We start from the raw sequence: 20,939 nt of genomic DNA on the forward strand, positions 1-20,939 counted from the left end.
GGCGCAAGCGGGTTCCCGAGACAGCCGCTCAGAGCTGGGCGAGCGGTTCCGGCTGCCGCATGGGCAGCCGGCTGAAGCGCACCATCGTGGCGCCGCCGGGCAGGGGGGCGGCGTGGCAGCACAGGGGGCGGCCATCGTGGTCGTGCAGCTCGGCATCCCACGGGGCGCGATCACGCTCTAGCGTCACGAACTCGCGCAGGTCGCCCCAGATCGGGCTGGGCCGAAACGCGGCGCGCCAGTGCTGCGTGGCCTCTCCGATGCAGTGGTCGGCGACGCTTTCTTCTGGGTCGGCCCCCCACATCTCGCGGTAGGGGGCGTTGCAGAAGGCGAGCTTTCCGGTGCGGGAGAACACGGCGATGGCCTCGTCGAGGCTGTCGATCACCGATTGAGAGGTTTCGAGCTCCTGCCGGAAATGCCGGGTGAGAGAGACCTCGGCGCTGATATCCTCGAACAGGAAGGCGATGCCGCCATCGGGATTGGGCCGGCCGGTCATCCGGTAGGTTGCCCCCGACGGCAGCGACCACGTCTCGACATAGTGGTCGCTGCTGGCGGCGGCGATGACCTCCCCAGCTTGTCGCGCCAGCTGCGGTAGTCGCGCGGCTCGGGCAGGACCTGCCGGTCGCGCAGCATGTCAAAGAAGCTGAGCAGGTTGGGGCGGCCGGTCAGGAAATCCGCCGGCAGGCGGGTCAGGTCGAGCAGGGCCGGGTTGAACAGCGCCAGCCGACGCTCCCTGTCGAACACCGCGAGCGCGATCGGCAGATGCGCGAAGATCCGGCTCAGCGTTTGCATGAAGTTGCGCTGGGTGGTCTCGGCGGCGATCACCGCGTCGATGTTCTGGGCATAGTGCAGCCAGCCGTCCGACACGCGGCACGACTGGACCTCGTACCACGCGGCGGGGCCGTCGCCCTCTCCGCCAAGTCTCGTGCGGGTGACCCGCCGCGGCTGCGCCGGATCGGGCGGCAAGGAGAACGGCGCGCTGCCGGGCGCCGCGCCCGCCTGCGCGTGCAGATCGTCGAAGAACGTGTTGCTCCAGGTCACGGCGTGGGCGCTGTCCGTCATCCAGATGGCCAGCGGCGCGCGGCCCACGACACGGTGGAGGCGCATCGCCTCTGGTTCGTTGAGGCGCAGTCTCAGCGCCTCTCCGCTGGGCAGGGGCGGGGCCGCGATCTCGAGGCGGAGGCTGTCGCCCTCCGGCGTGAGGGTCAGCCGGGTCTGCGTATCCTGCACCGCGGTGTAGTGGCCCGGTGATTGCGGCGGCGCGTCGGGCAGGGGGCCGAAGAGCGGCTGCAGGGTCGCGACGATCTCGGCCCAGCCGAGCGGGGCCACGGTGGTGTGGCCAAACAGCCGGTCGGCCTGCGAGGAGCTGTCGATCACCACGCCGTCGCGCAGCAGCAGCGTGATCGGCGGCTCCGGCGCCTTGGCAAGCTCTGCCTTGGGGATCCGCCGGGTGGAGCGGTTGACCAGCCATCCCGCGAGGAAGGCGGCGCCGCCGGCGATCAGGCCGGTGAAAAGAGCGAGCGTTGGTTCGACCAAGGCGCAGATCCCGAAATATGTCCCTCCCATTGGGTACGGCAGGAAGGGTTAATCCGGGGTTAAACGGCGCTATCGAAGGTTGTGTCAGGCGTCGAAGCGGCGGTTCTCGCCGATGCCGGTCCCGATCGGAGCGGCGGGCGGCACGATGCTGTCGCGGGGCCAGACGACCTCGACGATGGCGCCGGTGCGCGCGCTGCCGCGGCCCTCGGTCACGGAGGCGGCCCCGTTGGCGAAACTGACCTCCGCGCCGCTGCGCTCGAGCAGCGTCTTGGCGATGAACAGGCCCAGCCCCATGCCCTCGTATTCCGGTCGGGCACGGCGGTCGGCCTCGCTGCGGCGGCGGCGCATCAGCGGATCGCCCAGCCGTCCGATCAGGTGCGAGGGATAGCCCGCCCCGTCGTCCAGGATGCGCACGGTGACGGTGTCGCCGCTCCAGTGCGCCTCGACCCAGACCTCGCGGCTGGCGAAGTCCACCGCGTTCTGGATCAGGTTGCGTAGCCCGTGGATGATCTCGGGCCGGCGCAGGATCTGCGGCACCGCGGGGTCGTCGGGGTCGGGCCGGGTCTCGATGCCGATGGTCTTGCCGCGATCCTCGTGCGGCTCCGCCGCCTCCCGGATCACCTCGGTTAGCGGGGCCTGCCGCATGTGCAGGTCGTCCTTCCCGGCGCGGCCCATGCTGCGCAGGATGTCGCGGCAGCGGTCGGCCTGATCGCGGATCAGGCGCGCGTCCTCCTGGCTGTCGGGGCGGTCGTCGAGATCCTCGATCAGCTCGGCGGAGGTGAGCTTGATGGTGGCCAAGGGCGTGCCAAGCTCATGCGCTGCGGCCGCCACCACGCCGCCCAGATCGTTGAGCTTCTGTGCTCGCCCGAGCGCCATCTGGGTGGCGATGAGGGCGTCCGACATGGCGTTCATCTCGGTGGTGACGCGGCGGGCATAGACCGAGATGAACACCAGCGCGATGGTGATCGCCACCCACTCGCCGAAGATGAAGACCTGCGGCAGCTCCAGCACCGGCCCATCGACCGGGCGCAGCGGGATGTGCCAGAAGGTCATGATCGTCACCAGCACGAAGGCGGTGGCATTGAGCAGGATGGTCGAGCGCAGCGACAGCACCGTGGCCGAGACCGTCACCGGGGCCAGCACCAGCATCGAGAACGGGTTGTTCAGCCCGCCGGTGAGGAACAGCAGGAACGAGAGCTGCAACAGGTCGAACATGACCATCAGCGTGTTCTCGGCCTCGGACAGGCGCTTGTTCTCGGGAAAGACGAACATCGCCACGAGGTTGCCGGCCACCGACACGCCCACGGCGAGATAGCACAAGCCCAGCTCGAGCTGCAGCCCATAGAGCTGCCGCGCCACCGAGATGGCGATGAGCTGGCCGCCGATGGCGACCCAGCGCAGGACGATCATGGTGCGCAGGCGAATGAAGTTGCCGCGCTGGTCCTCGTCCAGAAGTCCCAGATCCTCTTCGCTCATCTGCGCGCTTTCGTCTCTTTGATCCCGTCGCGGCAATTGTTAGATCTGCCCCCGCAGATACGCAAACAACTCCGGAATCGTCTCATGCGCTGGATCGCCGCCGTTGCCGCCGCCCTCGTCCTCGTCCTGCTGATCGGGGGAACGTGGCTCTACACGCGCCAGAGCGCCGCGGCCGACCCCTTCGAGCCCTGCCGTACCGGGGCCATCGCCGGGGGAGCGGGCGAGATCGGCGGGCCGTTCGAGCTGGTCAACGCGCAGGGCGAGACGGTGACCGACAAGGACGTGATCACCGAGCCGTCGCTGCTCTATTTCGGCTATACCTTCTGCCCCGATGTCTGCCCGCTCGACACCGCGCGCAACGCCGAGGCGGTGGACCTGCTCGAGGCGCAGGGCAAGATGGTGACGCCGGTCTTCATCACCATCGACCCGGAGCGCGACACCCCCGAGGCGGTGGGCGACTTTGCCTTCAACATGCACGAGCGTATGATCGGCCTGACCGGCTCGCCCGAGCAGATCCAGGCCGCGAGCAAGGCCTACCGGACCTACTACAAGAAGCAGGATGCCGAGGACGAGTTCTACCTCGTGGATCACTCGACCTTCACCTATCTCGTGCTGCCCGAACACGGCTTCGTCGAGTACTTCCGCCGCGACAAGTCGCCGGAAGAGGTGGCCACCGCCGCGGCCTGCTTCATCGACCGGATGTAACAAGTTCGATATCGCGGTTTACCCTCGGCGCCCCGCGGGCTATTTGAATCAACGGGATAAGATGGGGTGAGGGTACGGACGTGTCGGAACACAGGATCGAAGACCTCGGCGACGATCGCTCGCTTCTACTTGTCGATGACGACGAGCCGTTCCTGAAACGCCTCGCCAAGGCGATGGAAAAACGCGGCTTCGAGGTCGAGACCTCCGAGTCCGTCGCCGGTGGCCGCGCCATCGCCACCGCCCGCCCGCCGGCCTACGCGGTGGTCGACCTGCGTCTCGGGGATGGCAACGGGCTCGACGTGGTCGAGGTGCTGCGAGAACGCCGCCCCGACAGCCGCATCGTCGTGCTGACCGGCTACGGCGCCATCGCCACCGCGGTCGCCGCGGTCAAGATCGGCGCCACCGACTACCTGTCCAAGCCCGCCGACGCCACCGACATCACCAATGCGCTGCTCTCCAAGGGCGAAGACCTGCCGCCGCCGCCGGAAAACCCGATGAGCGCCGACCGGGTGCGCTGGGAGCACATCCAGCGGGTCTACGAGCTTTGCGACCGCAACGTCTCGGAAACCGCGCGACGTCTCAACATGCACCGCCGCACCCTGCAGCGCATCCTCGCCAAGCGCTCGCCGCGCTGAGCGAGCGGCCTGCGCTGCAATCGGGGCGCGGCCGGTGCCGCGCTCAGAGGTCGTAGCGCTTGAGCACCTTGTCCACGACCTGACCGTTGGCCATGACGTAGCCGCGAATGGCGCCGTACTCCTCGAAACCGCGGCTCTGGTAGTAGATCAGCCCGCCCTCGTTGTCGGCGCGGATCTCGGCGTTGATCCACGTATAGCCTGCCGCCCGTGCCGCCCGCGTGGTGGCCTCGAACAGTTTAGAGCCGATGCCGAGCCCGGTCTTGCCGATGCGCGCGAAGGTGGCGATCTGGCCGACGGTCTCGCCATGCTCGGGATGCGGCTCGATCCACTGAAACCCCATCAAGGCGCCCGCCGCATCCTCGGCCACGTGCCAGATCGAGCGCGGAGCGGCCTCCATCCGGCGCAGCAGGTCCTCGCGGCTCACCGGGTCGGTGATCGCAGTGGTGCCGCCGGCCTCGATGATCTCGTTGAGCATCTCGGCCATCTGGCGGGCATCCAGCGGGGCGGCGCGGCGGGTGGTGATGGTCATGGCATTTGCTCCAGCAGTTCGGCGTGGCGGGCGGTGAAGGCGTGGCGGGCCTCGACCGGCGGACGCAGGTGAATGTCGAGCCCCTGCATCAGCGCATCATCGGGCCGTCCGAAGAACTTCTTCGCCTCGGCCTCGGTGAAGCCCGCGATCTGCGTCGCTTCCATGAAGGCCGAGACCATGTCGGCCTTCTTGATGCGCTTCTTGAGCGTCACCGGGCAGAGCGCCGGCAGGCCGAAGCGGATGTGGATGGCCGCCTCGAGCCGCTTGTCGAGCTCCTTGTATTCCGGCCCCACCGCCGCCTTCACCGGCGAGATCATGTCGCCGATGACGTATTCCGGCGCGTCGTGCAGCAGCGCGGTGAGCTGCTGGGCGGGCGTGGCATTGGGATACATGCGCGAGAACAGCGCCTCGACCAGCAGCGAGTGCTCGGCCACGGAATAGGGAAAGTCGCCCTCGGTCTGGCCGTTCCAGCGCGCCACGAAGGCGAGCCCGTGGGCGATGTCCTCGATCTCGATATCCACCGGCGTCGGGTCGAGCAGGTCGAGCCTGCGGCCCGAGAGCATCCGTTGCCATGCGCGGCTCTGTTTTGCCATCAATCAGACCTCCAGAGGGTCGCAGCTATAGACGTGAGTGCCGGGCAGCCTGCCGCGACGGGCATGGGCCGGCACGAGGATCGGCATCGATTGATGCACGACGTGGCAGGCCCCGCGCAGCGCGTGCGGCTCTGGGCCTTCGGTTTGATCCGGCGACAGCGCGGGAAGGACATCCCCGGACAAGGGTCCGGCGCGGAGGATGTCGCACTCACCTGCGTGCCGGCGCAGAACGCGGAGCGTGTCGGGCGCATCGGCGCGCCCGGCGACCATCGCGGGGGCGGTAGGCCGGGCCTCGACCCCGTGCGGCACGCAAAAGCGTCCGTCCTCGTTCGCGGGATAGACCGCGCCGGCCTCGTCCATGTGCTGCGCTCCGCCTGCTGCCGTTTTCGTCGCGGCATCGTTATCGTTCTGTTGGTGCCGATTTCTGATCCACGTTGCCGGGCATTTCAAGGGATGCTACCTCCCCATCAAACCCGTTTTGCAGGATTGGAGCGCCGGAACATGGCTGAAGACTATATCGTCAAGGACATCGCGCTGGCCGAGTTCGGCCGCAAGGAACTTGATATCGCCGAGACCGAGATGCCGGGCCTGATGGCCTGCCGCGCCGAATTCGGCGAAGCGCAGCCGCTCAAGGGCGCCCGCATCGTCGGCTCGCTGCACATGACGATTCAGACCGCGGTGCTGATCGAGACCCTCGTGGCGCTGGGCGCCGATGTGCGCTGGGCATCGTGCAACATCTTCTCGACGCAGGACCACGCCGCCGCCGCGATCGCCGCGGGCGGCACGCCGGTCTTCGCCATCAAGGGCCAGACCCTGACGGAGCACTGGGATTACCTCGACCGGTCGTTCCAGTTCCCCGAGGGCGCCAACATGATCCTCGACGATGGCGGCGACGCCACGCTCTACATCCTGCTGGGCGCGCGCGCCGAGGCGGGCGAGGATCTGGGCGTGCCGACCTCGGAAGAGGAAGAGGTGATCCACGCGCAGATCAAGACGCGCATGGAGCAGAGCCCCGGCTGGTTCACCAAGACCCGCGAGGCGATCATGGGCGTCTCGGAAGAGACCACCACCGGCGTGCACCGTCTTTACGACCTGCAGAAGAAGGGCCTGCTGCCGTTCCCCGCGATCAACGTGAACGACAGCGTCACCAAGTCCAAGTTCGACAACAAGTACGGCTGCAAGGAATCGCTCGTCGACGGCATCCGCCGCGCCACCGACACCATGATGGCCGGCAAGGTCGCCGTGGTCTGCGGCTATGGCGACGTGGGCAAGGGCTCGGCGGCGTCGCTGCGCGGCGCAGGCGCGCGCGTCAAGGTGACCGAGGCCGACCCGATCTGCGCGCTTCAGGCGGCGATGGACGGGTTCGAGGTGGTGCTACTGGAAGACGTGGTCTCGAGCGCCGACATCTTCATCACCACCACCGGCAACAAGGACGTGATCCGCATCGAGCACATGCGCGAGATGAAGGACATGGCCATCGTCGGCAACATCGGCCACTTCGACAACGAGATCCAGGTCGCCTCGCTCAAGAACCACAAGTGGACCAACATCAAGGACCAAGTGGACATGATCGAGATGCCTTCGGGCGCCCGGATCATCCTGCTCTCCGAAGGCCGTCTGCTGAACCTCGGCAACGCCACCGGCCACCCGAGCTTCGTGATGTCGGCCTCGTTCACCAACCAGGTGCTGGCGCAGATCGAGCTGTTCAAGAACGGCGACCAGTACGAGAACAAGGTCTACATCCTGCCCAAGCACCTCGACGAGAAGGTCGCGCGTCTGCATCTCGACCGCATCGGCGTGAAGCTGACCACCCTCTCGAACGAGCAGGCCGCCTATATCGGCGTCACGCCGGAAGGTCCGTTCAAGCCGGAACACTACCGGTACTGATGATCTCGCGGGCAGGTTTGCCCGGCCCGTAAGACACAGACGCCCCGCCCCCGTGCGGGGCGTCTTCTGTTCTGGCCCCTCCGTCTTTGCGTGATAGATCAGGGGCGTGCCGCATCGCGGCAGGCGCAGAGACGGAAAGGACGGGCATCATGCGGATCATCATTCACGGCGTGGGCGCCATCGGGGGCGTCGTCGGCGCGGCGCTGGTCGAAGCAGGCTACGAGGTGCTGGGCATCGCGCGGGGGCGGATGCTCGAGGCGATCCGCGCGCGCGGACTGACGATGATCTCGCCCAAGGGCCGGGTGACGGTGGATCTGCCCTGCGTCACATCCCCCTCGGAGATCACGTTCCGCCCCGACGATGTCGTCCTGCTCTGCGTGAAGGGGCAGGACAGCGAGGCGGCGCTCCTCGATCTGCGCGCCGCCGGCATGACCGACCAGCCGCTGTTCTGCCTGCAGAACGGCACCGCGAACGAACGCACGGCGCTGCGCTATTTCCCCAACGTGCACGGCGTCACGGTGATGATGCCGGCGACCTATCTCGAGCCCGGCGAGGTCATCACCCACGGCGCGCCCTGCTACGGCCTGTTCGAGATCGGCCGCTGCCCGCAGGGCTCCGACGCGGACGATGAAGCGCTGAAGGAGGTGCTCGACACGGCCAACATCAAGACCTTCGTCTCCGAGGCGGTGATGGAGGCGAAATACGGCAAGCTGCTGCTGAACCTCGGCAACATCGTCGACGCCATGCTGCCGCTCGAGGCCGACAAGCCGCGCTTCACCGACCGGCTGAAGGACGAGGCGAGGGCGGTGTTCGAGGCGGCGGGGATCGCGTGGCGCGACACCGGCCTCGACGATCCGCGCCGCAAGGAATTCATGCAGATCACCGAGATCGAGGGCACGCCCCGCACCGGCAACTCGACCCGTCAGAGCATCGCGCGCGGGGCTGGCAGCGTCGAGACCGACTACCTCAACGGCGAGGTCGCGCTGATCGCACGCCTGCACGGGCAGGATGCGCCGCTGAACGCCCGGATGACCGCGCTCGCCGCGCGCATGATCGCCGCCGGCAAGGGCGCGGGCGAGATGTCGGAAGACGAGATGGAGCAGGTGTTTTCGGGCTGAGCACCGGGCGGGGCGTCTGATCGGGAGGCGCTTTGGCGGCCGGCCGTAACGGTCGGTCGGCCTGCTGACATCCTCACCTCCTTCCGACCGTCAGGCGCCCGGCTCTGCCCGGGATCCTGACACGCGCCTCCCCGAAAGACCGGTAGAGCCTAATACCCAAGTAAAACACTTGACAATTCCCCCGCCGTGCGGCTAGGCCAAGCGCAGGCGCCAGCTGAAACCAAACGGACCTCCCTCTGTCCGCCGTTTCGCCAGCCAGTTTTTCTACATTGAAAATCACTTCGGTCAGCCGCGCTGCCAACCGCTTCAGGCGGGTGTTTGGCGTGGGGCCGTCCGGCCGGTTCGACTGCACAGGCAGCTGCGCCGGTCCGGGGCAGGGACAAGGACGGACGCAATGAACCCTCGAGCAGTCTACCGGAATGCCACCGCCATCGCGCTGGCGCTCGCGGCGATGACGACAGGCGCGGCGGCACAGGATACCGCCGCAGACGACACCCTCTATCTTGGCCGCATCGTGCTGGACACGTCTCGGGACGGCACCCCGGTCTACGCCGGTGAGAACGTCTCGCGGCTCGAAGGCACCGCGGTCACGGCGCAGGGCGGCACCGCCACCATCGACGACGTGGTGCGCCAGGTGCCTGGCGCGCAGACCCGCCTCAACCCCGGCCAGCCCGGCGTCGCGGTCTCGATCCGCGGTCTGCAGGGGCAGGGCCGCGTGGCGATGACCGTCGAGGGCGTGCCGCAGAACTTCCGCTTCAACGGCCACGCCTCGGAAGGCTACGCCAATTTCGACCCGCTCTTCCTGCAGGGCATCGACATCACCCGTGGCGCGGTGCTGACCGCCGGCGGCAGCGGCTCGGCGGGCGCGGTGGATTTCCGGCTGATCGACGCCGAGGACGTCGTCGACGGCTATGGCGCGGGCGGCCGGGTCAGGCTCAGCTATGGCGACAACGGCGACAATTTCGGCCGCATGGCGGCGGCGGGCTACGTCGATGAGCGCGTCTCGCTGCTTGGCGCCTATGCCCGCACCACCGCCGATGCGTTCGAGGACGGCGCCGGCCACACTGTCGACAACACCGGCCGCGATCTCGACAGCTACCTGCTGCGCGGCGGCTACCAGTTGACCGAGACCCAGAGCCTCGAGTTCCTGGCGACGCGGATGAACGCCGATTACGCGTCGAACTCCTATTTCCAGGAGATGACCTCGGACATCTACAAGCTGAGCTACCATCTCGACCACAGCCCGGCGATCAATCTGAGCGCCAATCTCTACCGCTCGGTGACCGATAACGAGTACACCGGCTCGATCACCGGCACCGGCTCCTATGTCGGGCGCCAGATGGAGACCATCACCACCGGCATCGACGTCACCAATGTCAGCGACTTCATGCTCGGCGGCTGGAGCGTGACCTCGACCAACGGGGTCGAGTATATCGAGGACGTGCTCGGCGGCGCCGAGGGCGGGGCCAACCCGACTTATGGCGATGCGAAAAGGCTCGGCGTCTTCACCGAGAACGTGTTCAGCAACGGCCCGTGGGAGATCATGGCCGGGCTGCGCTACAGCGATTACAGGCTGCACGGCCGGCTCGACAACGAGCTGCAGTCGGGCGACGTGGATATCGACGACAGCTCGATCGACCCCAAGATCAGCGTCGCCTATCAGGTCAATGACTGGCTGCAGCCCTATGTCGCGTTCTCGCGCAGCACCCGGGCGCCGTCGCTGCAGGAAACTCTGCAGGAAAGCTTCCACGGTTACGGAACCGTCAACCTCTATCTCGGGCCGAATCCGGATCTCGAGACCGAGACCTCGGAAGGCGGCGAGATCGGTGTGAACATCGCCAGGCAGGACCTGTTCACCGCCGGCGACAGCCTCACTGCGCGCGTCGCCTACTACAAGATGAACGTCGACAACTACGTGGCCTATGTGCAGGAGGGGGGCTTCACCTCGGTCGGGCCGACCATTCTGTCCTATTACGACAATATCCCCGGCACCACGGTCACGCAGGGCCTCGAGATCGAGGCCGCCTATGACAGCGAACTGTGGGCGGCGGCGCTGTCCTACACGAACTCCGACTCGACCCCGCCCTCGGGCTATGATGACTACGAGCTGCAACCGCCCGAGACCTTCTCGGCCACGCTGGCGCGGCACTTCCTGAACGGCGATCTGACGACCGGGGCGACCTACAGCTACACCGCTTCGGCGGACTCGCTCGACAGCCAGTCGGAGAGCGACGACTACGGGCTCTGGGACGTGTTCGCGAGCTATCAGGCGATGGACAACCTCTTCGTCTCGGCCAAGGTCGCGAACCTGACCGACGAGGAATACGAGCCTTGGGCGTCGACGGGGAACGGCCCAGGCCGGACCTACTACGTGGGGCTCGAACTGACCTTCTGATCTTTCCAAGAGAAGACGGAAGCGCCTCCCGCACGGCACGGCGGGAGCGCACCGAGGCAGCCTCTCACCCCCCTTTTCCCTCGGGGCCGGTGCGGGCTTGCAGGCAACAGGCACGAAACCGAAGAGGGGCGCCGCAAGGCGCCCCTCTTGTCGTTGCACGGGTGGGCGGGTCAGCCCTTGAAGCGCTTGATCTCACCGGATTTGAGCCGGCCGACATAGCTCGCCAGCTCGCGCTTCACGATCGGCATCAGCAGGTAGAGCGCGATCACGTTGACCACCGCCATCGAGAACAGCATGGCGTCGGAGAAGTCGATCACCGGGCCAAGATTGGCCGAGGCGCCGATCACGATGAACAGGCAGAAGATCAGCTTGAAGATGGTCTCCTTGGCCGCACCCTCGCCGAACATGTAGGTCCACGCCTTCAGCCCGTAATAGCTCCACGAGATCATCGTCGAGAAGGCGAAGAGCACCACCGCGATGGCCAGCAGCGCCGGGAACCACGAGAAGGCCTGCGCATAGGCCGCCGAGGTCAGCTCGACGCCCGCGACCTCTCCGGCGGTCGAGATCCGCCCGGCTTCGGCATTCCAGACATAGAGCCCGGTCTCGGGATCGACGTTGAGCACCCCGGTGATGACGATCACCAGCGCGGTCATGGTGCAGATCACCACCGTGTCGATGAACGGCTCGAGCAGGGCGACATAGCCTTCCGTCACCGGCTCCTTGGTGCGCACCGCCGAGTGGGCGATGGCGGCCGAGCCGATGCCCGCCTCGTTGGAAAAGGCGGCGCGACGGAAGCCCTGGATCAGCGCCCCGGTGAAGCCGCCCAGCACGCCGAGGCCGGTGAAGGCACCCTCGAAGATGCGTCCGAAGGCCCAGCCGATCTGGTCGAAATTCATCAACAGAATGATCAGAGAGACGCCGACATAGAAGATGCCCATGAACGGCACCACCTTCTCGGTCACCTGGGCGATCGACTTGATGCCGCCCACGATGACGAGGAAGGTCACCACGGCGAGGATCAGGCCGGTGATCCAGCCCGGATAGTCGCCCAGCACGCCCGAGAGCTGCGCGTGCGCCTGATTGGCCTGGAACATGTTGCCGCCGCCGAGGGCGCCGAGAATGGTGAAGATGCAGAACAGGATCGCGAAGACCTTGCCGCCCGGCAGGCCGCGTTCCTTGAAGCCCTTGACCATGTAGTACATCGGGCCGCCCGAGACGCGCCCGTCGGGATACTCGTTGCGGTATTTCACGCCGAGGGTGCATTCGGTGAACTTGGTCGCCATCCCGAACAGGCCCGCCATGACCATCCAGAAGGTGGCGCCCGGTCCGCCGATGCCGACCGCGACCGCGACCCCGGCGATATTGCCGAGACCGACGGTGCCCGAAAGCGCCGTGGCGAGCGCTTGGAAATGGCTGACCTCGCCGGCGTCATCCGGGTCGGAGTAGTCGCCTTTCACCAGCGAGATCGAATGCGCGAAGCCGCGCAGCTGGATGGCGCCGAAATAGATCGTGAAGACCAGCGCGGCGACCACGAGCCAGAGCGCAATCCACGAGAAGTTGGTGCCGGGCAGATCCGCGAAGATGAGCGCCACGTACCAGCCGGTATAGTCGGCGAAGATCGTGTTGATGGTTTCGTCGATGCCCTGCGCCGCGGCCTGAACGGGCAGGAGCACGGCAACGAGCGCGACGAGCGAAGCAATACGATTGAACAAGGGACTGTCTCCTCGGGCTCAGGGAACGATGACGGTGGGAACCGGTGCAAGCTGGGCAAGCCCCAGCGTCACCGAGCCGAAGACCCGCGCGGCCATCGACTGGGAGCCGGAGCGCCCGACATAGATCACCGTGGCGCTGGCCTTGCGGGTTTCCTCGAGGATCAGCTCGACGACCTGCCCGTAGCGGATCACGCCATCGGCGACGACGCCCGCCGCCTCGCATTTCTGCAATGCCGGGGCCATCACCACCTCGTTGGCGCGCGACAGCTCCTGCTTGCGGCGACCATGCCGCTCCTCGACCTCCTGCGGCGTCAGGAAGGAATAGGCGGACCATTCCAGAACATGCACCAGCAGCAGCTTCGCGCCCTCGGCCTTGGCCCGGATCATCGCGTAATCGAGCACCGCCGGATCGTCGGGATCGCCCTCGAAGGCGACGACGAACGTCTCTGAACTCATTTCAACCATCCCCGTTGTTGTCGTGTTGTTGTTGTGTTTGGCGCGGCGCGCTTGGTGGCGCCGTGCAGGAGTTAATGCTCGACGACAATCCTCCAAAAAGCCAAGAATTTTTTTCTGATCAACCTAGAATTGTCATTCTGTCGCGCATCGGATGCGGGGACATCCAAGACCGGAGCGCGAAAAACACCTTTTTATCAGGAGCGATAGGGCTAAGCTGACCGGGGTCGCAGCGTTGAGCGCTGCGGGAAATGGAGGCGGCACTGACCGCGCAAACTTGGAGACCGACCATGGGCAAGAGAGACGAGCTGATCGAGAAATACGCCGAGGATCTGCGCAGCAAGTGCGGCATGGAGCCTGACATGGCGCTGCTGACCAAGGTGACCATCGGCTGCGGTCCGGCGATCTACAACGACGATTCCTCGACCGTGGCATCGAGCCAGCCGGGCGAGCTCGAGACCGTGAAGGACAACTTCCTCGTCAAGAAGCTTGGCCTGTCGGACGGCCCGGAGCTGATGGACGCGATCAACGCGGTGGTCGAGACCTATGGCCGCTCGGAGCGCAACAAGTACCGCGCCGTGGTCTACTACATGCTGACCAAGCATTTCGGCAAGGAAGCGGTCTACGCCTGACCGACGCGCGGGGCGGGGCCGGGTGTCCCAGACGGTTGGCCCGTCTTGCGCTGTGCTGGTGCAGACGGAGGCTAGGGCACCAGCCCCGATGTCTGGCATTTTACGAAGATCGGCTTTGTCGCAGCGGCCGCGGTCAGGTACAAAGGGACAGGGCCAGAATGGCCGGATCCGCACCGAACCGTGCGCTGCGTGGGAGCAGCCAAGGGGTGAGAGCGGGGCCCGGCCAGCCCGGGCCCCGTGTCATGAGACGGTGTCTGTGGCGCGAGGCGGTGCTTGTGACGGCGAGGCTTTAGCCGTGTCGCGAGACCGTGCCTTTGTCGCGAGACCCTACTCGTATCGTGAGGCCGGAACAGAATGCGCTGGGTCGTCCTGCGCCGCGTTCGGCTGGCCTGAGCGGAACTACCTCTGTCCAGCGACCTGCGCGATCGCCTCGGAACAGCACCAGCCTGCACCGAACCTCTCGCAACCGACTGCCGCATCGCCACGGCCGAACCGCATCAGTTAGACACGTCGAAGCGCGCTTCTTCCGCGAAATGGCCTCGCCACCAAGGCAGAAGCCGAAGCCGGGCGGTCCGCCTACGGCGCGAGCCCGGCCATCTCGCAGACCAGCCGCCATTCGGCCTCGGTCACCGGCTGCACCGACAGGCGGGCGCTTTTCACCAGCGCCATCTCCGAGAGCGCTGGCTCCTGCTTGATCCGGTCCAGCGTGACCGGCGTCTTGGCAGCCTGCACCGCCTTGATGTCGACGCACTCCCAGCGGGGATCATCGGTGCTGCTGTCGGGGTGGGCCTCGGAGATCACCTCGACGGTGCCCACCACGGCCTTTTCTTTCTGGGAGTGGTAGAAGAAGCCCCGGTCGCCCACCGCCATCTGGCGCATGAAGTTGCGGGCCTGGTAGTTGCGCACGCCGTCCCATTCCTCGCCCGCATCGCCCTTGGCGACCTGATCCTGCCAGGACCAGGTCGACGGCTCGGACTTGAACAGCCAGTAGTTCATCCGATCACCTTGTTCCACGCCACCAGCTCGACGCGCTCGAAGAGGCCCGCCTTGGCGTAGGGGTCGTTGGCCGCCCAGTCCTGCGCCGCGGTCATGTCGGTCACGTCGAGGATCACCAGGCTGCCCGCCATCTCGCCCGCCTCGTCGAGCAGCGGCCCGGCCTGCGCCACGACACCGGTCGAGTCGATATAGGCGAGATGGGCATCGCGGTTGTCCTTGCGGGTCTGCAGCGCGTTCGTCTTGTCCTTGGCGATGAGGGCGATCAGCATGTCATTCTTCCTTCAGTGGTCGGTTGAGCAGGTAGGTGATGGCCTCGGACACGCTGGTGCCGCCGGCGCCAACCTCTTGCACCATGGCGCAGATCGGCAGCTCGATCCCGAGGCTCTCGGCCAGCCGCGTCACCGCCTCGGCGGTCTTCACACCCTCGACGGTGAGGCTTGGGTCGAAGCGCTCGCGCTTTCCGAGGGAGAGGCCGAACCGGTAATTGCGCGACAGCTCGGAGGTGCAGGTCAGCGCCAGATCGCCAAGACCGGACAGGCCGGCAAGGGTTTCGGGCTTTGCGCCCAGCTTGGCGGCAAGGCGGGTCATCTCGGAGAAGCCACGGGTCATCAGCGCGGCGCGGGCGCTGTCGCCCAGCCCCGCGCCGATGCAGGCGCCGCAGGCGATGGCGATGACGTTCTTCAGCGCCCCGCCAAGCTCGGCACCGCTGGTATCGGTGGTGCGATAGAGCCGCAGCGCGCCGGTGGAGAGCTGCTGCTGCAGCGCGGCCCCGGTCGCCTCGTCGCGGCAGGCCAGCGTCAGCGCGGTGGGCAGGTTGCGGGCGATGTCGTCGGCGAAGCTCGGTCCGGTGAGGATCGCCGGGATCGCCTGCGGCTTGGCATGGGCGATGACACCTGTGGGGCCGGTCAGCTCGCGCAGGTCGAGGCCCTTGCAGCAGGCCACCAGACGCTGTCCGGCAAGCGGGCTTTCGATGCGGGTCAGCACCGCATGGAGCGACTGCATCGGGACGGCGAGCAGCAGTGTCCCGGCTTGGGCGACGGTCTCGATCTCGGTGCTGGCAGAGATCGCCTCGGGCAGCGGGATGGCGGGCAGGCGAGGCGCGCGGCGCTCGGTGTTGATCGCGTCGACGGTGGCGGGGTCGCGGGCCCAGATGGTGATCTCGTGGCCCTCCCGCGCGAGGCTGAGGGCGAGGGCGGTGCCGAAGGCGCCGGCGCCGAGGACCGCGATGCTCATGCCTTGGCCCCCTTCTTGCCGGAGCCCAGAAGCGGCGCGGCGGCCCGGTCGAGCGGCCAGCGAGGGCGTGCCGAGAGCGCCATGTCGGAGGTCTCGCCCTCGGCCAGAAGCTCGCCCCCGGCATAGGCGATCATCGCGGCGTTGTCGGTGCAGAGCCTGAGCGGCGGGGCGGTGAAGGTCACGCCGCGCTCGGCGCAGAGCGTCTCGAGCGCGCCGCGAATGGCTCCGTTGGCGGCGACGCCCCCGGCGATGGCGAAGGCCGGGACGGCGGGGGCCTCGTCCAGATAGAGCGCCAGCGCCCGGCGGGTCTTTTCCGCCAGAACGTCGCGCACCGCGGCCTGGAACCCGGCGCAGAGATCGGCGCGGTCGGCCTCGTGCAGGCCGCCCTGCGCCGCGACCAGCTTGTCGCGCATCCGCAGCAGCGCGGTCTTGAGGCCGGAGAAGCTCAGGTCACAGCCCTCGCGGTCGAGCAGCGGGCGGGGGAAGCGGAAGCGGCTTTCGTCGGCTCCTTTTGCGGCGCTCTCGACCGAAGGGCCGCCGGGTTGCGGCAGCCCGAGCAGGCGGGCGGTCTTGTCGAACGCCTCGCCCGGGGCGTCGTCGATGGTGCCGCCGAGGCGGGTGAAGTCCTGCGCGCCGCGCACGATCAGGAACTGGCAGTGCCCGCCGGAGACCAGCAGCATCAGGTAGGGATAGGCCAGCCCGTCGGTCAGCCTCGGCGTCAGCGCGTGCCCGGCAAGGTGGTTCACGCCGACGAGCGGCTTGCCGAGCCCCGCCGCCAGCCCCTTGGCCAGCATCACGCCCGACAGCACGCCGCCGATCAGCCCCGGCCCGGCGGTCACCGCGATGGCGTCGATGCCGGACAGCGGCAGATCGGCCTCGGCCAGCGCCTGCTCGACGGCAAGATCGAGCTTTTCCGCATGGGCGCGGGCGGCGATCTCGGGCACCACGCCGCCAAAGGCCGCGTGCAGCTCGGTCTGGCCCATCACCACCGAGGACAGGATCTCGCGTCCGCGCAGCACGGCGGCGGCGGTGTCATCGCAACTGCTTTCCAGTCCAAGGATGATCGGATCGGGCATCGGCGGGTCCGTTGCATTGTCGTCCCCTTGCAGCTACCACCTGCTCATCCGCCCCACAATGCCGGAGCGCCCATGCCCCCGCCCGAGCCCATCCTGCTGCTGACCCGCCCCGAGGCGGCCTCGCGGCAGTTCCTGACGGCGGTGGAGGCGGGCGGGGGGAGCGGATTTCGCAGCATCATCAGCCCGCTGATCGGCATCGAGGTGACCGGCCCGCTGCCCGATCTGCAGGGCGTCGGCGGGGTGATTTTCACTTCCGCCAACGGCGTGCGCGCCTATGAAGCGCTTGGCGGGCCGGTGCTGCCGCTGTGCTACACGGTGGGGGACGCCACCGCAGACGCCGCCCGGAACGCGGGATTCGCGCCAAAGATCGCGGCCGGGGACGCCGCGTCGCTGGTGGCATTGATCCTCGCGGAGGCGCCAGAGGTGCCGCTCCTGCATCTGAGGGGGACGCACGCCCGGGGGGCGGTGGCCGAGCGTCTGAGGGCCGGAGGGCTCCGCGCCGGAGAGGCGGTGATCTACGATCAGCCTGCACAGGAATTGAGCGCCGCGGCGAAAGCGGCGCTTCAGGGCGATGCCCCTGTGATCGTTCCGCTTTTCTCTCCGCGCAGCGCGGCCCAGTTTGCCGGGGGCGCCCATGGGGACGCGCCTTTGCTCGTCGTTGCGATGAGCAGAGATGTGGCCGCGGCGCTTGAGGCGCTATATGTGACTCGACTGGAGATTCTGGCACGGCCCGATGCCAAGGAGATGCGGCGGGTGGTGATTGATTTTCTGAGGGACCTCGGGGCGCTTGTGAAACCTCGCGGGTCTGTGAAAGGTTAGACAGGCGCGATTACCGTGCCGAAGCAAGATTTTGAAAGGGTGGAGCGTGGCCGACGAAAAAAAGCCAGTGGACGGCACCGAGGAACAGGCGGACGAGGCGAAGTCGCCCGAAACGGAACTGACCCCGGAGACAACCTCGGACGCGGTTGTGACCGAAGAGGACGACGCCGCGATCGTCTCTGACGCAGAGGACCGCGAGACGCCGGCCACCCCGGACGCGGCCCGCTCCGACGAAGACACCCTCGACGCCGCTGACGACGCCGCTCCCGGCGATGCCAAGGTGCGCGACGACGCAGAGCTGACCGAGACGGTCTTCGCAGATGGCGAGGACAGCGTGGCCGACACCGGCCACGACACCGTGTCCGACAGCGACCTGTCCGACAGCGACGGCCTGGACGCCGAGGGCCGGGACACGCTTTCCGACGACGCGCAGATCCATTCCGCCGGCGAGGCCGAGATGCTCGCCGCCGACACGCACAGCTCGGAGAGCGAAGCGCGCGCCTCAGACCCGGCCTCGGTGCACGAACGGCTCGCCAGTTCCCGCGCAGCATCGGCGGCCTCCGCCACCACTGGCGCGACAACCGCGGAGCGCACGTCGCATGAGACCGTGGTCGAGCGCAGAGGCGGGTTCGTCCCGATGCTGCTGGGTGGCGTGATCGCGGCCGCGCTGGGGTTCGGCGCGTCGTCCTACCAGTCCGGCACGTGGCCCTTCGAGACCGCGTCCGAGCCCGACAGCTTCCGCGAAGACACCACCGCCGCGCTGGACGAGCAGGGCGCGCGCCTCGACGTGCTGGCCGCCGACGTGCAGAGCGCGACGGACACCGCCAACGGCATCGACCTTTCGGAACTCGAGAGCGCGGTCGAGGGGCTGCGCGCCGATCTTGATGCCGCGTCCGGGTCGTATGACGCACTCGCAGGGCGCATCGACGCCATCGAGCGGCGCCCGATCGAGGAATCGGTCTCTCCCGAAGCGATGGCCGCCTACGAGAACGAGCTGAACCTGCTGCGCGACGCCATCGCCCAGCAGCGTCAGGAGGTCGAGGAAATGACCCAGCAGGCGCTCGATGCCGAATCAAACGCCGAGCAGCAGGCGGCGCTGTCGAAGGCCCGCGCCGCCCTCTCCGAGGTCTACGCCGCGCTGAGCGCCGGCGCGCCCTATGCCGAAGAGGTCAACACCATCGAAGCCAATGGCGTCTCGGTGCCCGCCGAGCTGTCCGGACCGGCCGGCGACGGCGTTCCGACGCTCTCCGCGCTCACCGAGGATTACCCCCCGGCGGCGCGCGAGGCGCTGTCGCAGGCACGCAGGCTCGAGAACGACGAGGCCAGCGGCACCCGGCGCTTTGCCACCTTCCTCGCCGACCAGGTCGGCGCCCGGTCGGTGACGCCCCGCGCGGGCGATGCCCCGGATGCGATCCTGTCGCGGGCCGAGGCGGCGCTGCGGGACGGCGATCTGCAACAGGCGCTGACCGAGCTCGAGGCCCTGCCGGACGAGGCCAAGGCACCGCTGTCGGACTGGATGGACCGGGCGCGCACCCGGGTCGCGGCGGTGTCTGCCGCCGACGGTCTGGCTCAGGAACTGAACAAGGAATAAGGGTCGCACAATGATTTGGTCACTTCTGAAGATCATTCTCTTCGTCGCCGTCGTGGCGGCCCTGACCCTTGGCGCGGGCTACGTGATGGAAAGCCAAGGCGGCCTCCAGATCACCGCCGGCGGGTACGAGTTCAACCTCGGGCCGCTGCAGTCGGTGATCGCCGTCATCCTGCTGGTTATCGCGCTCTACGTGGTGTTCAAGCTGGTCTCGCTGCTCATCGCACTGCTCAGGTTCATCAACGGCGACGACACGGCGCTGTCGCGCTATTTCGACCGCAACCGCGAGCGCAAGGGTTACCAGGCGCTCTCGGAAGGGATGCTGGCGCTGAGCTCCGGCGAGGGCAAGCTCGCGATGGCCAAGGCCCAGAAGGCCGACCGCTACCTGCATCGCCCGGGCCTGACCAACCTGCTGACCGCGCAGGCCGCCGAGATGACCGGCGACACGCGCAAGGCGGAAGAGGTCTACAAGAAGCTCATCACCCATGACGAGACCCGCTTTGTCGGCATCCGTGGTATGATGAAGCTGAAGCTCGCCAAGGGGGACACGGAAACGGCGCTGAAGCTGGCCGAGCGCGCCTTTGCGCTCAAGCCCAAGCACCCCGAGATCCAGGACACGCTGCTGCAGCTTCAGGCCCAGCAGCACGACTGGCGCGGGGCGCGCCAGACCCTCTCGGCCAAGCTCAAGCACGGCTCCATGCCGCGCGACGTCTATCGCCGCCGCGACGCTGTGCTGGCGCTGTCCGAGGCCAAGGACATCTTTGCCGAGGACAAGCCGATCGAGGCGCGCGAGGCGGCGATTGCCTCGGCCAAGGGCTCGCCCGACCTGATCCCCGGGGCCTGCATGGCCGCCCGCGCCTACATCGCGCGCGGCGAGCAGAAGAAGGCCGTGCGCATCCTCAAGAAGACCTGGAGCGTGCAGCCGCATCCCGATCTCGCCGCCGCCTTCGCCGAGATCGCACCCGACGAGACCCCGGCAGAGCGCATGAAGCGCTTCCGCACGCTCACCTCGGTGCGCCCCGATCACCGCGAGACCCGTCTGCTGCGCGCCGAGCTTGCGCTCGCCGCCGAGGACTTCCCCGAGGCGCGTCGCGCCATGGGGGATCTGGTCGACAAGGAACCGGATGCCCGCACCCTCACGGTGATGGCAGCGATTGCCCGCGGCGAGGGCGCGCCCGAATCCGAGGTGCGTGGCTGGCTGGCCAAGGCGCTGGTCGCACCGCGCGGGCCGCAATGGGTCTGCGACGCCTGCGGTCACGTGCATTCCGAATGGGAGCCCGTCTGCGAGAATTGCGGGGGCTTCGACACGCTGAGCTGGACCACGCCGCCGCATTCCGATGCCGCCGTGCCGGGGGCCGCGATGCTGCCCCTGATCGTGGGCGGTGTGGATGCCGCGGAGCCGCGCGACAGCACCAGGGCGGAGGCCGAAGAGGCGCCCGAGATCCTTACGCCCAACCCTCCGACCGAGGATGGCAAGGTCGCATCCGACGAGGCGGTCGAGGATGCCGAGGAAGTCTCCGACGCCCCTGAAAAGGAAGGCGCAAAATAGCCCTTCCCCC

At 67.6% G+C, this 20,939-nt stretch carries 21 protein-coding genes; 9 read left to right on the top strand and 12 right to left on the bottom strand.

Going from position 1 to position 20,939, the window contains the following annotated elements; genetic code table 11:
* Window positions 1-28: 28 nt before the first annotated feature.
* The 3 genes from LCM15_RS11270 to regB form a co-directional block, all read right to left on the bottom strand.
* The gene (locus tag LCM15_RS11270; protein ID WP_224856388.1) at window positions 29-493 is read right to left on the bottom strand and encodes a PAS-domain containing protein; all 465 of its coding nucleotides are present in this window, start codon (window positions 491-493) and stop codon (window positions 29-31) included.
* Window positions 490-1,533, bottom strand: coding sequence for a PAS domain-containing protein (locus LCM15_RS11275; protein WP_224856389.1), 1,044 nt, complete (start codon window positions 1,531-1,533; stop codon window positions 490-492). Before LCM15_RS11275 ends, LCM15_RS11270 begins: the two co-directional genes overlap by 4 nt.
* Window positions 1,534-1,617: 84 nt before the next feature.
* Window positions 1,618-3,009 carry a sensor histidine kinase RegB gene (gene regB, locus LCM15_RS11280; protein WP_224856390.1) on the bottom strand — a complete coding sequence of 464 codons (1,392 nt, stop codon included), beginning with the start codon at window positions 3,007-3,009 and terminating at the stop codon, window positions 1,618-1,620.
* Between the two features lie 84 nt (window positions 3,010-3,093).
* Here regB and LCM15_RS11285 point away from each other — a divergent pair, with 84 nt between their 5' ends.
* Together LCM15_RS11285 and LCM15_RS11290 are read left to right on the top strand one after the other, a co-directional pair.
* Window positions 3,094-3,714 (top strand): SCO family protein, encoded by a 621-nt coding sequence (locus LCM15_RS11285; protein WP_224856391.1) that lies wholly within the window; start codon window positions 3,094-3,096, stop codon window positions 3,712-3,714.
* Between the two features lie 80 nt (window positions 3,715-3,794).
* Window positions 3,795-4,349 carry an ActR/PrrA/RegA family redox response regulator transcription factor gene (locus LCM15_RS11290; protein ID WP_224856392.1) on the top strand — a complete coding sequence of 185 codons (555 nt, stop codon included), beginning with the start codon at window positions 3,795-3,797 and terminating at the stop codon, window positions 4,347-4,349.
* 43 nt (window positions 4,350-4,392) lie between these two features.
* On the opposite strand, the gene LCM15_RS11295 is transcribed toward LCM15_RS11290, so the two are convergent.
* The 3 genes from LCM15_RS11295 to LCM15_RS11305 are packed head-to-tail and all read right to left on the bottom strand — an operon-like array spanning window position 4,393 to window position 5,831.
* Window positions 4,393-4,878 carry a GNAT family N-acetyltransferase gene (locus LCM15_RS11295; protein ID WP_224856393.1) on the bottom strand — a complete coding sequence of 162 codons (486 nt, stop codon included), beginning with the start codon at window positions 4,876-4,878 and terminating at the stop codon, window positions 4,393-4,395.
* Window positions 4,875-5,471 (bottom strand): HD family hydrolase, encoded by a 597-nt coding sequence (locus tag LCM15_RS11300; RefSeq protein ID WP_224856395.1) that lies wholly within the window; start codon window positions 5,469-5,471, stop codon window positions 4,875-4,877. Before LCM15_RS11300 ends, LCM15_RS11295 begins: the two co-directional genes overlap by 4 nt.
* A 3-nt stretch (window positions 5,472-5,474) precedes the next feature.
* The gene (locus LCM15_RS11305; protein WP_224856397.1) at window positions 5,475-5,831 is read right to left on the bottom strand and encodes a hypothetical protein; all 357 of its coding nucleotides are present in this window, start codon (window positions 5,829-5,831) and stop codon (window positions 5,475-5,477) included.
* A gap of 141 nt (window positions 5,832-5,972) precedes the next feature.
* Here LCM15_RS11305 and ahcY point away from each other — a divergent pair, with 141 nt between their 5' ends.
* The 3 genes from ahcY to LCM15_RS11320 all read left to right on the top strand — a co-directional run bounded on the left by ahcY (window position 5,973) and on the right by LCM15_RS11320 (window position 10,871).
* Window positions 5,973-7,358, top strand: coding sequence for an adenosylhomocysteinase (ahcY, locus tag LCM15_RS11310; RefSeq protein ID WP_224856399.1), 1,386 nt, complete (start codon window positions 5,973-5,975; stop codon window positions 7,356-7,358).
* 149 nt (window positions 7,359-7,507) lie between these two features.
* The gene (locus LCM15_RS11315; protein ID WP_224856401.1) at window positions 7,508-8,476 is read left to right on the top strand and encodes a ketopantoate reductase family protein; all 969 of its coding nucleotides are present in this window, start codon (window positions 7,508-7,510) and stop codon (window positions 8,474-8,476) included.
* 394 nt (window positions 8,477-8,870) lie between these two features.
* Window positions 8,871-10,871 carry a TonB-dependent receptor domain-containing protein gene (locus LCM15_RS11320; RefSeq protein ID WP_224856403.1) on the top strand — a complete coding sequence of 667 codons (2,001 nt, stop codon included), beginning with the start codon at window positions 8,871-8,873 and terminating at the stop codon, window positions 10,869-10,871.
* A gap of 170 nt (window positions 10,872-11,041) precedes the next feature.
* Here LCM15_RS11320 and LCM15_RS11325 read toward each other — a convergent pair whose 3' ends face one another.
* Together LCM15_RS11325 and LCM15_RS11330 are read right to left on the bottom strand one after the other, a co-directional pair.
* Window positions 11,042-12,583, bottom strand: a complete 1,542-nt coding sequence (locus LCM15_RS11325) for an alanine/glycine:cation symporter family protein (protein WP_224856405.1) — start codon at window positions 12,581-12,583, stop codon at window positions 11,042-11,044.
* 18 nt (window positions 12,584-12,601) lie between these two features.
* A complete protein-coding gene (locus tag LCM15_RS11330; protein ID WP_224856407.1) occupies window positions 12,602-13,039 on the bottom strand; it encodes a universal stress protein in 438 nt (145 codons plus the stop codon).
* A gap of 287 nt (window positions 13,040-13,326) precedes the next feature.
* Here LCM15_RS11330 and LCM15_RS11335 point away from each other — a divergent pair, with 287 nt between their 5' ends.
* Entirely contained in the window at window positions 13,327-13,668 is a 342-nt protein-coding gene (locus LCM15_RS11335; protein WP_224856409.1) for a DUF2853 family protein, read from the top strand.
* Between the two features lie 576 nt (window positions 13,669-14,244).
* On the opposite strand, the gene LCM15_RS11340 is transcribed toward LCM15_RS11335, so the two are convergent.
* From LCM15_RS11340 to tsaD, 4 genes are read right to left on the bottom strand one after another with little or no spacing between them, the layout of a single operon-like run.
* Window positions 14,245-14,664: an EVE domain-containing protein gene (locus LCM15_RS11340; RefSeq protein ID WP_224856411.1), complete on the bottom strand. Its 420-nt coding sequence runs from the start codon at window positions 14,662-14,664 to the stop codon at window positions 14,245-14,247.
* On the bottom strand, window positions 14,661-14,933 hold the full coding sequence (locus LCM15_RS11345) for a YciI family protein (RefSeq protein ID WP_224856413.1): 273 nt from the start codon (window positions 14,931-14,933) through the stop codon (window positions 14,661-14,663). Before LCM15_RS11345 ends, LCM15_RS11340 begins: the two co-directional genes overlap by 4 nt.
* 1 nt (window position 14,934) lies before the next feature.
* Window positions 14,935-15,897, bottom strand: a complete 963-nt coding sequence (locus LCM15_RS11350; protein ID WP_224856415.1) for an NAD(P)H-dependent glycerol-3-phosphate dehydrogenase — start codon at window positions 15,895-15,897, stop codon at window positions 14,935-14,937.
* Window positions 15,894-16,973 carry a tRNA (adenosine(37)-N6)-threonylcarbamoyltransferase complex transferase subunit TsaD gene (gene tsaD, locus LCM15_RS11355; RefSeq protein ID WP_224856417.1) on the bottom strand — a complete coding sequence of 360 codons (1,080 nt, stop codon included), beginning with the start codon at window positions 16,971-16,973 and terminating at the stop codon, window positions 15,894-15,896. The genes LCM15_RS11350 and tsaD overlap by 4 nt, the downstream gene beginning before the upstream one ends.
* 72 nt (window positions 16,974-17,045) lie before the next feature.
* On the opposite strand from tsaD, the gene LCM15_RS11360 reads away from it, so the two are divergent.
* Genes LCM15_RS11360 through LCM15_RS11370 form a run of 3 tightly spaced genes read left to right on the top strand, consistent with a single transcriptional unit; the run spans window position 17,046 to window position 20,929 of the window.
* Window positions 17,046-17,792, top strand: coding sequence for a uroporphyrinogen-III synthase (locus tag LCM15_RS11360; RefSeq protein WP_224856419.1), 747 nt, complete (start codon window positions 17,046-17,048; stop codon window positions 17,790-17,792).
* A 46-nt stretch (window positions 17,793-17,838) separates the two neighbouring features.
* A complete protein-coding gene (locus tag LCM15_RS11365; RefSeq protein WP_224856421.1) occupies window positions 17,839-19,383 on the top strand; it encodes a COG4223 family protein in 1,545 nt (514 codons plus the stop codon).
* Between the two features lie 10 nt (window positions 19,384-19,393).
* Window positions 19,394-20,929 carry a heme biosynthesis protein HemY gene (locus LCM15_RS11370; protein ID WP_224856423.1) on the top strand — a complete coding sequence of 512 codons (1,536 nt, stop codon included), beginning with the start codon at window positions 19,394-19,396 and terminating at the stop codon, window positions 20,927-20,929.
* Window positions 20,930-20,939 lie beyond the last annotated feature (10 nt).

The organism is Salipiger bermudensis (assembly GCF_020171625.1).
Lineage (GTDB): Bacteria > Pseudomonadota > Alphaproteobacteria > Rhodobacterales > Rhodobacteraceae > Salipiger > Salipiger bermudensis_B.